The following is a 14703-nucleotide window of genomic DNA, read 5'->3' as shown; positions in this document are numbered from 1 at the left end:
ATGATAGAAACAATGCAAAAAGAATTGGGCAAGACCCTGTGGAATATAGCGGATAAACTGCGCGGAGCAATGAACCCTGACGATTTCCGCGATTATATGCTGTCTTTTCTCTTTTTGCGTTATCTTTCCGATAACTACGAAAACGCCGTAAAAAAAGAATTGGGCAAAGAATATGAAGACTGCGAACAGGCACTTAGTCAAAGTACCTTTAAAAATCCTCTGGCTTTGTGGTATGAAAAAAACAAAGAAGATACTAAAATGTTTGAAAAACAAATGCGGCGTAAAGTCCATTATGTTATTCAGCCCGATTATTTATGGAGCAATATCACGGAACTTGCCCGCACCCAAAGCAATGATTTATTGTCAACATTGCAGAACGGTTTTAAATATATTGAAAACGAATCCTTTGAAGTCAGCTTTCGGGGCTTGTTTTCTGAAGTAAATCTGGATTCCGAAAAGCTTGGAAAAAATTATACTGCCAGAAATGCCATGCTCTGCAATGTCATTACGGAAATTGCCAAGGGACTTTCCGAATTTCCCAATGAGCGGGACTTGCTCGGTGACGCTTATGAATACCTTATCGGACAGTTTGCCGCAGGTTCAGGCAAAAAAGCAGGAGAATTTTATACACCCCAGCAAATTTCAAAAATCCTGTCTAAAATCGTCACCTGCGATTGCCGTGAACCGCATAAGAAAAAAAATTATTTAAATGCCGTGCTGGATTTTGCCTGCGGTTCAGGTTCCTTGCTTCTTAATGTCCGCAAAGAAATGAGGACAAATGCCATCGGCAAAATCTACGGACAGGAAAAAAATATCACCACATACAACCTCGCAAGAATGAATATGCTCCTGCACGGCGTGAAAGACAATGAATTTGAAATTTTTCACGGCGACACCCTTATTAACGAATGGGATATTTTCGGAGAAATGAACCCTGGTAAAAAAATAGAGTGTGACGCCATAGTGGCAAATCCGCCTTTTAGTTATCGTTGGGAACCAAATGAAAGCCTTGCCCAAGATTTCCGCTATAAAAATTATGGACTTGCCCCGAAATCCGCCGCAGATTTTGCTTTTCTTCTGCACGGCTTCCATTTTTTAAGCCAAGAAGGAACCATGGCAATTATTCTGCCCCACGGTGTTTTGTTCCGCGGCGGAGTGGAAGAAAGGATACGCCGAAAACTCTTGGAAGAAAATAAAATTGATACCGTAATAGGACTGCCCCAAAATCTTTTTTACTCCACGGGTATTCCTGTTTGTATCCTTGTGCTGAAAAAATGCCGCCGTGATGATGGCGTGCTTTTCATCAATGCCGCCGAAAACTATGAAAAAGGCAAAAGACAAAATGTTCTGTTGGATGAACATATTAATAAAATTGTTGAAACCTATCAAAACAGAACCGAGGAAAACCGCTATTCCCGCATGGTTTTCATGGATGAAATCGAAAAAAATGGCTTTAACCTCAATATCTCACGCTACGTCAGCACCGCCGAAGAAGAGGAAATAATCGATCTGAAAGCCGTTAAAAACGAACTTGACGATTTGGAGCGGCAAATCGCTCAAGCCAAAGAAAAACATAACGTTTTTCTCCGCGAACTGGGACTTGAGGAACTGAGGTAAAGGACGGCTTTTAAAATATTCTTTACAATTTTTTTAAAATCAAGTAGGCTAATTGAATTAGAATCATATATAAAAACATATATCTTGACTATCAAGATATATGTTTTAAAATTTAAATATAGAACGTTTTAAAATGAAAAAATGATAAAGGGGGTAATTAAATGAAAGCATTAGATTTGGCTCATTATATTATTACAAAATGCACGCGTGATGGAATCCCCATAAGTAATTTGCAACTCCAAAAATTTTTGTATTTTATTCAAAAGGAATTTTTGCAAAAAAACATGGGCGTTGCCTTTAATGATAGAATAGAAGCTTGGCAGTTTGGTCCTGTTGTTCCTACTGTTTATTATGAATATTGTAATTTTGGTGTAATGCCTATTTCTATTGTATATGATACAACTAAGATAGAAAATGATATCCCTAATAAATCATTGGTTGATAAAGTAATTAGTGATAATGTTCAAAAAAATCCTTGGGAACTTGTAAGAATTACTCATGCAACTAATAGTGCTTGGGATAAAGTATACCAAGATAATAAATTTAATAATACAATTCCTGTAGAGTTAATAAAAAGTAATGGATGATTTTGTTACTGAAGACAATAAAAAAAGAGAAGATTTAAAAAATCTTCTCTTTGAATTATCTGCTTCTTTTATAGAAAAAAATAATCTTTCTGTTTATTATAAAAGACTAGAAAATATTTATTTAAACAACAATATAACAAATGACTCCTGTAAAGAATATCAGTTTCGACATTATTACTCCGATATTTATTCTACTTTTTATCGAATTATAAAAGAGAGGGATGAAAATTCAATAATAAATTTAATATGTAATATTGGTTTATTAAAAGATAGTTATTTGAAATATAAAGAAAATATTTCTAGTCAAAATAGAATTCAAAGAAATATTTATAAAAATTTAGTAAAACTTTTTGATCATATAAATCTTGAATATGCTCGTTATGCAGAAAATGATCTTTCATTGAATGCATTAGAGAAAGGAAGAAAAGAAATAAATGAGTTAAAAAATGAATATGAAGAAAAGAAAGAAAATATTGAAAAATTACAAGATAATCTTACTAATTTAACTAAACAATATGATAATGAGAAAAAAAATATTGGAAAATTACAAAACACTCTTAAAGAATTAACTCTGCAAAATGATAAAGAGCTAAAAAAGGTAACTAGATTAAAATCAAAAATTGAAGGATTTCAAAAAGAATATGTTGGAATTTTATCTATTTTTGCTGCTGTTATTGTTGCTTTTACAGCTGGTACAACATTTTCAAGTTCTATATTGAATAATATTGATAATGTTTCTATTTATCGTTTAGTATTCACTTGTTTGTTACTTGGCTGCGTTCTTATTAATGTTTTATATATATTATTTAGTTTTGTTCTTACAATTATAAAAGGTAATAGTTTAGATATAAGAACTTGTTTATTACCTAATATTATTATTATCTTATTACTATTTTTTACAATAAAAGCTTGGTGTAATGGTGTTGTTGAAACAAGAAATGAACGATTTATTAAAGAAAACCCAAAAACAAACAAGATAGAGGTTGATTTAAAATTAGATAATATGCCACTTACTCCTACTATAAAAGAAAAAATTGAAGCAGTAACAGAAGGAAAAGAGATAAGTAAATCAGATTGATTTATTTATCTCTTTTTTGTGCGCTTTAGCTCAAAAAAACCACCAGCTAAGCTGGTGGAATAAAAATCTTTAGATACAAGCCTGTCCTCCTTTGGTATGTTTCGATGTGTTCGTCAATCATAACACCAAAGGAGGACAGTGTCTTATGCAAGACAGTCAAAGTTTATCTCATACCAAATTTATGGGGTATCTGAAAGGAAAAAGTTCTTTGATGATATTTGATAGACATGCATATCTGAAATATAAATACGGAACAGGCATTTCTGGTGCAGAGGCTATTACGTCGATACAGTCGGGCGCAATAAAGAGGCGGTAAAAGCATATATCCAAAATCAACTAAATGAAGATAGGATGAATGACCAATACTCGCTGAAAGAGTATTACGCCCCGTTTACGGGTGGCAAGAATTCCTAAGGCAATGAGTAAGCTGCTTTAGCAGCCGCTTGTGAATGTAATGCGATTGGCGAACCGTTCAAAGCCCTTAAGGCGCAAGCCAGTAACATGCCCTTCCAGGGCTTGAGAAAACCACCGGCTTAGCCGGTGGTCTTTATTTAACTTTTAATAGAATTTAATTTATTTCTTTCAAAAATTTTATATGCTTCTATTACCTGTTATATAATCGCAATTTTTTATCCTTTCACATATCTCTGTTTTGAGCTTTTGGGTTTGTTGGGGAGTTTGAGTTTGCCGGTGTAGATGAGGGGATTGACGAGTTTATCCATAGTATAGATGCGGGATTTGCCTGTAAAGTCAATCAGTTCCTTGCGTGTGCGTGGGGCTTTGCAAAATTCCAGTATACTTTGTTCGCTTGTGCTGTTTTCTCTATCAACGGTTATTTTTCATGGTTACTTTAAAATTGTTGTACCAAATACTGAAAATTGGTTCAGGAAGTCTATCTATTACAAATTTCTACATCATTATAATGATACCGGAATATCTATTTTTAGCAGTTTTCAATTGTTCCAAATGCCAGCAAATCGTGGGGTTCTTGTGTCAACGCATCTTATCTAGGTCATTGACAGAAATCTTGTCGTAAATCCCGCTGGTTTTGATAATTTCCATTCGGTCACGGTACATCACCAAACTAATCGGCGTATTCTTGGTATGTATACTGTAATCACAGAGAGGAAGGGCATTCAAAGTCGCCTTACGCACTGTTTTTATGGGGTATTCCTTTTTGTTTGCTTGCCGCCCGTTATCGTCAATAATCGTCTTTGTTCGGCTGTTTTTTCTCACAAATTCAACAGGTTCCTCAAGCGTATCTGAAATTGTGCTTGTAATGTGTTTATTATCAAAAAACGTTCATCGCCCATTAATATAGTTTCATTTACATACATTATAGAGAAAAATTTTATATTAATGATTAGGAATTAATAAGAAAAACTTATTAACTTTTAATCATGCCGCGTATACATTTTGAACTATCATACCAGGTTTCAGGCTTAAATTTACCATGGTGTACCCCCATGTATATGGACTAGGCAGGATCTTATCGGACAGTATAGGACAAAAAAATGCCCATAATATGTTGAATATTATGGGTAAAAATATTTTTTCGGACTGAAAAATTTTTCTGTTTGGTGGAGGCGGGGGGAGTTGAACCCCCGTCCGCGAACAATCCACGCAAAGCGTCTACAGGTTTAGTTTGAGTATGAAATCACCATGCACGTCACCCTCAAACCGGTTGTCCATGGTTAGCCTTGTGTAAGTTCTCGCATTTCCCCCGCAAGGCGAAAGGTTCTGCCAGCCTGATAGGATGACATCGCACTAAGATATCAGACATTTCCTAGATTGACGTGAGTTGCTTATTGAACCCAAAGGGCATAACTGCAATTAAGCAGCGTATGCGTAAGCGTAATCGTCGTTTGCAATTACATTGTTGCCGCTTTTAACGAGGCCAGCGGCACCTCGACCTGCAACTTTGGCTTCTTTATCCACGTCGAAGCCAATGCGCCCCCATTTGGGGGAGTTACCACATTATTAATTATAATGACTATTTTTCAAAAGTAAAGTGTTTTTTGTAATAAAAAATTCGCAAGCCGTGCGGAAAAAGGGGCTGCCGTTTCCCTGAAATCCATTTTGAAGGAAGAAGGCTTTACCGTCGATTTTCGGATGACACGGCAGCTGAACGATATTTTGTAGGCGACCGTCGCCGAAAATGTGAACCTCATAAAAAGCATACACACCATGTATTTCGACCAAGTGCAGACAGTAATCATGCAGGCGGTGAAAAACGGGCGGGACATGGAATACATCCGCAAAGAGCTTACGGAACGCTTCGGCGTTTCGGAGCGCAAAGCCAAAATCATAGCCCGCGACCAAACCAATAAAGCCATGCAAACCATTTCCCGGGCGAGAGCCTTGGAAACGGGCATAACAAAGGCTCGCTGGGTGCATATTCCAGGGGCGAAAACAAGCCGTGAAACCCATAAGCATTTTGATGGCAAGCCCTTTGATTTGAACAAGGGCATGTACGACAAGGACGTGAACAAATGGGTAATGCCCGGAGAGCTTATTAATTGCAACTGCCGCTTCCGGCTGATCGTTCCGAGTGTGAAAAAATGATATGGCGGAAGACAAGGAACAATGGATAACGCTCAAAAGCGGAAAAAAGGTCAAACTTGATGAAAACGGAAACGTTATTGCCGGGTTTCAGGGCTTCATGGGCAAAAACATTTCAAAAATAAAGGATGTGCAAACAACCGAATTGAAGCCGTATGCAAAACCAAGTAAGAGCTTTGCGCAATATCTTGAGGAACACGGCGGCAATAAAAAAGAAGCCGCGCATAAGTATTTTCAAGAAAATTTGCAAGGAAAATACGTAACGGCGACGATAAACGGACAACCTGCGGATATTCATTTTACGGGCGGAAGCTGGCAAGAGTTCAGAAGAAAAATTGCTGACAGCGAAACAAAGGCGAGTTTTTTGGAAGACGTGCCGGACGTATTGCAGCATTACAAGACAAGTAAAGGCTTAAGCCATGCAAGAGATGACTTTTCTAAATTCCATTATTTTGAACATGAAGTGGAAAAGGAAATTAACGGCAAAAAGATAAAAGCGGGAATAAAAGTTGATGTGGGAACAAGAAAAAATACGGAAAACGAAAACGAAGCCTACCACTATAAAGTGACAAAAATAACAGAAGATACAAAAAAAGCCGGAGGGACTGCTGAAGGTTACCACTTTACCCCGAACGGGATAAATGAGCCTCAAAAAGAGGCGCCTTCGCACTTTTCGCAACCAGCTTTTGATGAAACTATACCCCTGCAAGGTGAAGTTGTCAACATTGAAATAACCATACTGGAAGATGACAAAAATATGAACAGACAAAATTTAGTCATGGACAGCGCAAGCAAGCGCAGCATAGACGTGAACGGTTTTATGCATGTGGAGCTTTGCAACATCACCAAGGAAAGCGTGGACCCGTACCGCGGTTATGAAATTCCAAGGTCTAAGGAATTCGGGTTTGACCCTGATAAAATATACATGGGCTACCGCAGCGGCGAGGAGCTGAAAAAAGCGGCGCACACGTTCAACGGACTGCCCATAACGCGGGAGCACCATGTGGACAGCGCGGAAAACCCGCAGCGCGAGCACAGGGTTGGCAGCATAGGCACGGACTGCGCGTATAACGCACCTTATTTGCAGGCAAGCGTCACCATTACGGACGGCGAAGCCATACGCAAAATCGAAAGCGGCGAACGCATGGAGTTTTCAGCAGGCTACTTTTTCGAGCCCGTGTTTGAAAAAGGCGAGTTCGGGGGAAAAGCCTATGATTTCATCATGACGGAAATAAAAGGCAACCACATCGCCTTGGTGGAAACCGGCAGAGCCGGTGCCGACGTGTGCGTTGCCGACAGTAAAAAAAACAGTACAGGATGTACTGGCGCCACGCACCCACCGAATGGCGACACAGTCGTTTGCGATGGCGAAGGAAGAGCCCCTATGCAAATGGAGAGCAGAGCTGTACGAGCGAAGCAAAGCCACCCGAAGGGGCGTATAGCGATTTGTGCAGGAGAGAAACGATCCGTACAGAAATGGACAGCAAAGCAGCCGCTCTTTTCGCAAGCGAGAGCGGGGGCATGGCAGGATACTGTGTGCGCAGAGCTTTTCTGACGCATGCGTGTTATGAATAATAACCGCCGCAATTGTTTGAAACAATAAATCCTGTAAAAAACATGGTTGGTATCCGTGGTATGGCGAGCCGGCAGTGCGTATGGCGGAAAATTTAAAAATTTTATAAAAATTGTACATAAAACTATACGGTTAGCTGTATACAAAAAGGTTTTTACAAGAAAAATCACAGATTAGGGAGTTCTGCAACTATTGGGCAATTCTTGTAAAAACCTTTATGAATTAGGGTAATCGGTAATTTTCTTACCACATAAAGAGCGTATGGCTTTCTGAAAAAGTAAAAATTTCTTTTTTTTGTGTCAATATGCTATGCAAAAAATTGTCCGTATTTTTTTGTTTTTTTCTTTCTGAAATCCAATAATTAAAGTTTTATAAAGTAAAATCAATGTATTATAAAAATGCAATTTTTTAGATTTTAAAAATAAAAAAATATTTTTCATCTCAAAAAGGGAGATTTTAGTCCAATGCATGCATCTGTATGTAAAAATGTATGGATTTGAATAGGTTATGCATACATTTTCTCTGTCTTTTCATATTTTAGCTTATTCGTTTCGGGTTTTATTATTTTGTTCATTGTACATGGAGATACGGCAGTGGTCGAGGTAAAAAAGTCTGATGATAAATCAAGAGAGCATTGTTTCGTATAAACCATACAAAGACTGACGGTTCCGTTGCAAGCGTTTCATTGTGAGCGAACAGAAAAATTCGGAGGAGAAATTTAAAGAGAAGCCGAAAATTTTAAACGGGTTGCAAAGCGAATGTGTCCCCTCTTTGAATGTTGTTTTAGGGATAATGCAGTTCCGGAATAATGCTGTTTTGAGCGTAAAATTATTTTTGAGAATTTCAAATTTGCAGGCGTTGATTGTTTTGCGGAAACCCCAAACAAAAGCGGTGCCTCTTAAAAAAATTCTTAATTTTAAAAATGCTGCAATTCCAAAAAAGCCAGGAAATCAATTCAGTCTTTTTTGTGGTTGAAATTGAATTGTTATTTATAACAATATAAGAAAGATTAAAAATATCCAGCCCGCACACGCAGTTCAGTTTTTCCCGAACGCCAAAAGAGGTGTCCTGCCCGTCAAGTTCCAAGAGCCATAACTCATCACCCCATGCAGTCATCAGCCCGTGTAATCATGGGGTAATCAAGTTCAGCCCATCGTTTGAAATTTGTATCTATGCCGTATCGGCAAATCTGATGTCCGTATATGATAGGGGAGAAGACAACCGCACCCTGCTTCATCAGATATGCTGCAACACTTGTTGCTGTTCCGTAACGAACTTCTCTGACCAGCGGGTCGCTGTGTGAATACGGCAAAGCCAAGTAATTTTTTTGTCTTGCAGATTAAACATAAAAAACCTCTTGTAAAAATTATTTCTTTACAAGAGGTTAAATTCTTATATGGCGGAGAGAGAGAGATTCGAACTCCCGGAGGACGCAAATCCTCAACGGTTTTCAAGACCGCCGCTATCAACCGCTCTGCCATCTCTCCGCTTTGAGAACATATTAGTAGCATAAGACCTAAAACCAAGTCAACATTTTTTTATGCCGATTTTGCGATATATTTTACTTTTCCGTTAGAAAAATACGACACTTTTTTTTCTTATCGTTCCGTACGTTTTTGAACCGAGCTTCTTTATGACAAAACAGCTGCCAAAAATATAACTGCCGGTAAAATTTTATTCATATTTATTTGAAAAAACATGATATTTTATTAATGGCACAATAATGGCAACATATATGGCAAGAATTATTTTTACTGTTTTTGAAACGATTTCCTCCAAAAACAAAAAGGCGGTAACTATGCAATATATCAAGAATACTATGGAATGTCCTCTTCATGTGAATCGTTCTTCTGTCGAAACTTTGACATATTTTTTTATTTGCATGACAGCGCTGCTGTTTCTTTCCGGCATACTCTGTGTTCCTTCCGCTTTTGCTGTCCGCCTCAAGGATATTTCAAGCATTTCCGGAGTACGGAACAACCAGCTGACCGGTTACGGTTTGGTTGTCGGACTTGGCGGAACAGGTGACAGACGGGATGATTTAACAGCTTCTTCTTTGAGCAATATGCTTGAGGGAATGGGAATCGCCGCAGGTTCCGCCCAAGTGGAAGCAAGAAACGTGGCTTCCGTCATGGTTACAGCCAATTTGCCCGCTTCTGCGAAAGCCGGCAGTGCAATCAACGTTACCATTTCAAGTATCGGCTCCGCTTCAAGCCTGCAGGGCGGCGTTCTTTTGCAAACTCCTTTGATGGGTATTGACGGCAAGGTATATGCCATTGCCCAAGGTCCGCTTGTTGTCGGCGGTTTTTCCACCCAAGGCGCTGCCGCTTCCGCCCAAAAAAACCATACTACGGTGGCGACCATTCCGAACGGTGCGACCGTCGAACGCGAAGTTCCTTTTTCTTTCAATAACCAAAGAGAATTGGTTATCAATATGCATGTGCATGATTTTTCAACAACCCAGCAAACGGTAGAACACCTTAACGACAGCCTTGGCGGCGAATACGCCTCCGCAAACGACGCCTCCACGATCAGACTGCAAATTCCCGCCGAGTTCCAAGGCAATCTCGTTCCTCTTATGGCATCCATTGAAAATCTGAACATTACCCCGCAAAATGCGGCAAAAGTCGTTGTTGATGAAAAGACCGGAACTATCGTTATCGGTAAGGACGTAAAGCTCGCCCGGGTTGCCATAGCCCACGGCAGCCTGCAGGTGACCATTCAGGAAAGCGTCGATGTGAGCCAGCCCAACGCCTTTTCACAAGGAACGACAGTCGCTTCACCTGTGACAGACCTTATGGCGAAGGAAGAATCCCGCAATTTACATCTTGTTGAAGGTGCGACCCTGCAGGAACTCGTTGATGGATTGAATGCCATTGGCGCCACTCCCCGCGACCTTATCAGCATATTGAGAGCATTGAAGAGTTCCGGTTCCCTTTATGCGGACTTGGAGGTATTGTAATGAGCCAAGCAATGAATATGATGACGGATATGGCGATGCAAAGCGCCCGTCACAGTAATTTGGACACTGAAAAGAGCCGTTTGAACGCTCTGAGCAATTCCCAAGACCAAGCGCTGAAAGAAAAGGAATTGCGCAAGGCGGCTGAAGGATTTGAAGCTATTTTCATTCAGAAGATGTGGGATGAAATGCGTTCTTCCCTTCCGAAGAACGGCATGCATTACAGCAAGGAAGAAGAGTATTGGCAGTCCATGTACAGTCAGGAACTTGGCAAGAGCATGGCAAGCGCGGGCGGAATAGGGCTTGCGGATATGATGGTCGAACAATTGACCCGTCCCGCGGGCACTCCGCAAACCGGGGCATTAAGCCGCATCCGTATGGCGGTGAAGCCGGCACCTCTTTTGCCTGAAGAAAATGCAAAACCCGCTGCGCAAGACGTTTCTCTTGAAGCCAAGGCTGAAACAGCCGGCAGGCAAAATCCGGTAAAGCCCGTCAACACGGCTCAGCTCTATGAAGAATACAGCGTAACGCCTCAGGAAGCGTCAGCGCAAAATACAGCCGAAGCTCCTGCCCAAGAGCGGGCGGCGCAAACGCAAAATCAAGCGAAGGAAGAACAGCAGGCACAAATCATCCGTACAACCTATACCACGAACCTGCCGCCTGAAAAGCGCGAGCATGCCATTTTGGACAAGAAGGGAAATCCTATTAAGAAATATCAGGAAAGCCCCCGCACAACGGAAGTGAAAGCTCCGACCCGTGAAGATTATTTTGACAGAAGCGCCTCCATCGCGCGCACGTTCAAGGTTGCGGAACCGACCGTCCAAACAGGGACAAACCAAGAAACGCCTATCCGGCAGCCTGAACAAAAACCGGAACAAAACGCGCGGCAGGCGGTGTCCGGTCAGGAAATCCAAAGTCAGGGGATTGGACAGAGCATGCAAAATGATATTTTGGCAGGCATTTCAACAACCTATATTCCTTATCAACAAAGACGGGCGATGATTTTGGCAAGCGGGGGACAAAAGCCTGACACGCAAATTCAAGTGGCGGAAAATACGAAGCCCGCACAAGCGGAAACGGAACAAATTAAGCCCGCATTCAAGCTTCCGAGCTTGGAAGACGCTTTAAGAATGGGTACGCTTGTGGCTTCCCTGTCTCCTCAGGAAGAAGCTCAAATTCAAGAAATGCAGGCAAAGAAGCAAACAGGGCAGGGTATGGAAACCGCTGCGCATATAGGCGGCGGCACAATTATCAGCACTCCCCCCGTTTTTGACAATGTTTCCGCAAAGCCTTTGGAAAATGAATTTCAAATGCCTGCTGCCGGCTCCATTTCTTCTTCATTCGGCTGGAGATTCGACCCTGTCAACAAGCAGAGGGCTTGGCATACCGGGCTTGACATTCAGGCGAAGCATGGCAGCGCGGTCACGGCAAGCGGAACAGGCATTGTGAAGTTTGCTGGACAAGACAGGGAATTGGGCAACATGATCATTATCGACCATGGCAACGGTGTTGAAAGCGTATATGGGCATAACAGCGAGCTTCTTGTCAAGGCAGGCGATACAATCAATTCTGGCACACAAATTGCAAAAGTAGGTTCAAGCGGTCGGACAAATGGCAGCCATTTGCACTTTGAAATAAGACAAAACGGGCTTTCCATAAACCCTGAACCGTATTTCGCCAAGGAAGAAATTTCCTAGTGCAGACCAAAAAGAGAATTGATGTGACATAAATTTGACGGAGGAATCACATGTTTGCAAATATCCAAGATACATTAAACCGCCAAGATAAGGCGTTAGATCTCATGAAAGAGCTTTTGCAGGAAGAATTTTCCCTGCTCATGAAACGTGATACCGACGCAGTTATGACCATTGAATTTTCCATTCACGAATTGTTAAGGCAGCTGGCTACGGAAAAAGAAAGCATTATCCAAGCCCTTGGCGGAGGGCGTTTAAAAGATTACGCCCAAATGCTTCCCGAAGACAAAAGGGAAATCATTCTCTCCCTTTGGCTCAGCATTGACAAGAAAGAACAAGCCTGCGCAAGGCAGGCGTCTTTGAACACCCGCCTTTCTTTGGGGCTTTTGGACCAAAGCAAGGACCTTTTGAATTATCTGCATGAACGTATCATACCTCCGCAGCGCACCAATTACAGCAGACGCGGAACATACGCGAAGGAACATCCTCAGGCGGCCGTATTCAGCGCCAGATATTAAAAACACATTTGAGGCATCATCATGACAGGCGTAAGCAACTTACTCAATATAGGAAACAATGCGGTACGGGCGAACCAAGTCGCCATCAACACCACCGGTAACAATATTGCGAACAGCAATACAGCCGGATATGTCCGCCAATCTGTCCGTTTCCAAGAGTCCACTCCTTTTGACTACCGACCAGGTCAAATTGGAACAGGTGCCTACGCCCAAGAAATATACCGCAATTTTGACCGTTATTTGGAAAATAATTATCTTTCCCAAAACGGGCTTTTCAATATGTGGAGTGAAGAATCCGTCATCATGCAAACGGTGCAAAGCACGTTTAACGAGGCGAATACGGACGGTATCCACGATCAGCTGTCAAGCTTCCTGCAGGCATGGACAAAATTAAGCACCAATCCCGGCAGTACGGCGGTAAGGGAAGATATCATTTCAAAAACGCAGAATTTGACCATGCTCTATCAAAATGCGAACAAAGCCCTTGCCGACACCAAAAGGGAAATGAATGAATATATCAACCTTGCGATATCAGATGTCAATGAAATCATTGACAAACTGGCTGATGTAAACCAAGAAATCGCAAAGAGCTACAATCCGCCCAGCAACAATTGCAATTCCCTTTTGGATAAGCGTGACGCTTTGGTGCGTGAGCTGAGCACCTTGGTCGATGTCAGTGTTCAGGACAAAGGTCCCAGAGATTTCAAAGTGTACCTCAAGGAAGGTATGCCTTTGCTTGAAAATCAAACCAAATACCATCTTTCCAACCAAGGTCCTTTTTACGAAAACGACTGTAAGAACTTTACCGGCGAATTGCATTTCGAAGGTTCAAGCGCCTATGAATACACCATGGAATTTGTCAGCCCGACGGAATTTAAAGTTTCCATCGACGGCGGAAAATCATGGGTTACCGATTCCAAGGGAAACAATGTCTTTACCGTTCCTCCTGTCGGCGAAAAGCTTGACATTGCGGAATTGAAAATATCATTTTCCGGCGACGGGCTGAAAGAAGGCGATACCCCTTATTTCGACATCGGCGATAAGTTTTATATCGTTCCGAAGGACAGTGTCTTTTGGCACGAACCAACCCGTGACCCTATCAACGTCAGCAAGAACCTTGATATGGAATCCTTAGGGGGCAAGCTCGGGGCATACTGTGAAGTACGCGACAAAAGAATATCAAAATACGAAGCCCAGCTTGACGCGTTGGCGGAAAGCCTTATTTGGGAAGTGAACCGCATACACAGCCAAGGCACCGGTCTTGACGGTTTCAACCATATACTCGGAACGACAAAAATCGAAAGACCCGATTTGGCTCTTGGCAGCGATTGGCAAACGTATGCGTTCCACGACAGACTGACCGAAGGAAACCTGAATCTGCATTTTTATAATGATAAGACCGGAGAACCTCTTTTATCCGGTTCGTTGAATTTCAATCCCGCCGGCAATCCTCCTGAAAACTTCGATCCGAACAAGCACAGTTTGCAGGATGTAGCCGCCGCCATCAACCGCAGTTTCGTCGATGACAACGGCAGACAACTTGTCACAGCGACCATTGAAGGCGGTATGCTTCAATTGACCGCCGCCGAAGACGTGGAATTTAAAATGGGTTCCGATACGACAGGACTTTGGGCGGCTCTCGGCATCAACACATTTTTCGGAGGCGACAGCGCTTCGACTATCCATATCAACCCGAATTTGGTGGATAATCCGGAATATATCAACTCCGCCTCCATTGACGGGCAGACGGAAGGCAATATCGGCGACGGAACAATAGCCCAGCAAATCGGAAAGCTTGCGGAAGCTCCCATTAAAATCACCACGGTTTGGGAAACAAGGGAAGAAAGCCTTTTATCCTATTACGCCGCAATAGTCGGAAATATAGGCTCTGACACAAGAAACGCCAATTTCAATGCCGATTATTACCAAACCCTTGCCAATGAAGCGGAAACACAAGCCCAATCCGTTGCGGGCGTGAACTTGGACGAAGAACTTACTTTATTGATCAGATATCAACATTCCTACACAGCTGCTGCAAAGCTTATTTCCACAGCAGACCAAATGTTTGAAACCTTGCTCGGATTGAAGCAATAGCAAGCCTGAAAGGAGAACCGT

The 14703-nt window shown here is 41.8% G+C and carries 10 protein-coding genes, 1 tRNA gene, 1 other RNA gene and 1 pseudogene; 10 read left to right on the top strand and 3 right to left on the bottom strand.

Annotation, left to right across the window (positions count from 1 at the left end):
- The 4 genes and pseudogenes from JBF11_RS06855 to tnpA all read left to right on the top strand — a co-directional run.
- Entirely contained in the window at window positions 1-1617 is a 1617-nt protein-coding gene (locus JBF11_RS06855) for a type I restriction-modification system subunit M (RefSeq protein ID WP_334314745.1), read from the top strand.
- Between the two features lie 161 nt (window positions 1618-1778).
- Window positions 1779-2204 (top strand): Panacea domain-containing protein, encoded by a 426-nt coding sequence (locus JBF11_RS06850; RefSeq protein WP_334314744.1) that lies wholly within the window; start codon window positions 1779-1781, stop codon window positions 2202-2204.
- Window positions 2197-3282 carry a coiled-coil domain-containing protein gene (locus tag JBF11_RS06845; RefSeq protein ID WP_334314743.1) on the top strand — a complete coding sequence of 362 codons (1086 nt, stop codon included), beginning with the start codon at window positions 2197-2199 and terminating at the stop codon, window positions 3280-3282. Before JBF11_RS06850 ends, JBF11_RS06845 begins: the two co-directional genes overlap by 8 nt.
- Window positions 3283-3445: 163 nt before the next feature.
- Window positions 3446-3696 (top strand): annotated as a pseudogene (gene tnpA, locus JBF11_RS06840) (IS200/IS605 family transposase); the annotation flags it as partial.
- 1164 nt (window positions 3697-4860) lie between these two features.
- Here the strand turns inward: tnpA and ssrA are convergent.
- Window positions 4861-5240: a transfer-messenger RNA gene (gene ssrA / locus JBF11_RS06835) on the bottom strand.
- A 229-nt stretch (window positions 5241-5469) separates the two neighbouring features.
- On the opposite strand from ssrA, the gene JBF11_RS06830 reads away from it, so the two are divergent.
- Both JBF11_RS06830 and JBF11_RS06825 read left to right on the top strand, forming a co-directional pair.
- Window positions 5470-5847 carry a phage head morphogenesis protein gene (locus JBF11_RS06830; protein ID WP_334314742.1) on the top strand — a complete coding sequence of 126 codons (378 nt, stop codon included), beginning with the start codon at window positions 5470-5472 and terminating at the stop codon, window positions 5845-5847.
- A gap of 1 nt (window position 5848) precedes the next feature.
- The gene (locus tag JBF11_RS06825; RefSeq protein WP_334314741.1) at window positions 5849-7399 is read left to right on the top strand and encodes a DUF2213 domain-containing protein; all 1551 of its coding nucleotides are present in this window, start codon (window positions 5849-5851) and stop codon (window positions 7397-7399) included.
- Between the two features lie 1117 nt (window positions 7400-8516).
- Here the strand turns inward: JBF11_RS06825 and JBF11_RS06820 are convergent.
- Window positions 8517-8735: a DUF1937 family protein gene (locus tag JBF11_RS06820; RefSeq protein ID WP_334314740.1), complete on the bottom strand. Its 219-nt coding sequence runs from the start codon at window positions 8733-8735 to the stop codon at window positions 8517-8519.
- Between the two features lie 79 nt (window positions 8736-8814).
- A tRNA-Ser gene (locus tag JBF11_RS06815) sits at window positions 8815-8904 on the bottom strand.
- Window positions 8905-9299: 395 nt separating this feature from the next.
- Between JBF11_RS06815 and JBF11_RS06810 the strand changes: the two genes are divergently transcribed.
- Genes JBF11_RS06810 through flgK form a run of 4 tightly spaced genes read left to right on the top strand, consistent with a single transcriptional unit; the run spans window position 9300 to window position 14682 of the window.
- A complete protein-coding gene (locus JBF11_RS06810; protein ID WP_334316326.1) occupies window positions 9300-10379 on the top strand; it encodes a flagellar basal body P-ring protein FlgI in 1080 nt (359 codons plus the stop codon).
- The gene (locus JBF11_RS06805) at window positions 10379-12073 is read left to right on the top strand and encodes a peptidoglycan DD-metalloendopeptidase family protein (RefSeq protein WP_334314739.1); all 1695 of its coding nucleotides are present in this window, start codon (window positions 10379-10381) and stop codon (window positions 12071-12073) included. The genes JBF11_RS06810 and JBF11_RS06805 overlap by 1 nt, the downstream gene beginning before the upstream one ends.
- A gap of 50 nt (window positions 12074-12123) precedes the next feature.
- A complete protein-coding gene (locus JBF11_RS06800; protein WP_334314738.1) occupies window positions 12124-12588 on the top strand; it encodes a flagellar protein FlgN in 465 nt (154 codons plus the stop codon).
- A 21-nt stretch (window positions 12589-12609) separates the two neighbouring features.
- Window positions 12610-14682: a flagellar hook-associated protein FlgK gene (gene flgK / locus JBF11_RS06795; RefSeq protein WP_334314737.1), complete on the top strand. Its 2073-nt coding sequence runs from the start codon at window positions 12610-12612 to the stop codon at window positions 14680-14682.
- Window positions 14683-14703: the final 21 nt, after the last annotated feature.

Origin of the sequence: Taurinivorans muris, assembly GCF_025232395.1 — a bacterium.
GTDB lineage: Bacteria > Desulfobacterota > Desulfovibrionia > Desulfovibrionales > Desulfovibrionaceae > Taurinivorans > Taurinivorans muris.
The sequence above is the reverse complement of the archived record's forward strand: the minus strand, read 5'-3'. Positions and strand labels throughout refer to the sequence as shown.

Bases quoted from the DNA above. Each gene is read 5' to 3' on its own strand.
- JBF11_RS06805 (WP_334314739.1), top strand. From the start codon at position 10,379: ATGAGCCAAGCAATGAATATGATGACGGATATGGCGATGCAAAGCGCC.
- JBF11_RS06845 (WP_334314743.1), top strand. From the start codon at position 2,197: ATGGATGATTTTGTTACTGAAGACAATAAAAAAAGAGAAGATTTAAAA.
- JBF11_RS06855 (WP_334314745.1), top strand. From the start codon at position 1: ATGATAGAAACAATGCAAAAAGAATTGGGCAAGACCCTGTGGAATATA.
- JBF11_RS06800 (WP_334314738.1), top strand. From the start codon at position 12,124: ATGTTTGCAAATATCCAAGATACATTAAACCGCCAAGATAAGGCGTTA.
- JBF11_RS06850 (WP_334314744.1), top strand. From the start codon at position 1,779: ATGAAAGCATTAGATTTGGCTCATTATATTATTACAAAATGCACGCGT.
- JBF11_RS06810 (WP_334316326.1), top strand. From the start codon at position 9,300: ATGACAGCGCTGCTGTTTCTTTCCGGCATACTCTGTGTTCCTTCCGCT.
- flgK (WP_334314737.1), top strand. From the start codon at position 12,610: ATGACAGGCGTAAGCAACTTACTCAATATAGGAAACAATGCGGTACGG.
- JBF11_RS06830 (WP_334314742.1), top strand. From the start codon at position 5,470: ATGTATTTCGACCAAGTGCAGACAGTAATCATGCAGGCGGTGAAAAAC.
- JBF11_RS06825 (WP_334314741.1), top strand. From the start codon at position 5,849: ATGGCGGAAGACAAGGAACAATGGATAACGCTCAAAAGCGGAAAAAAG.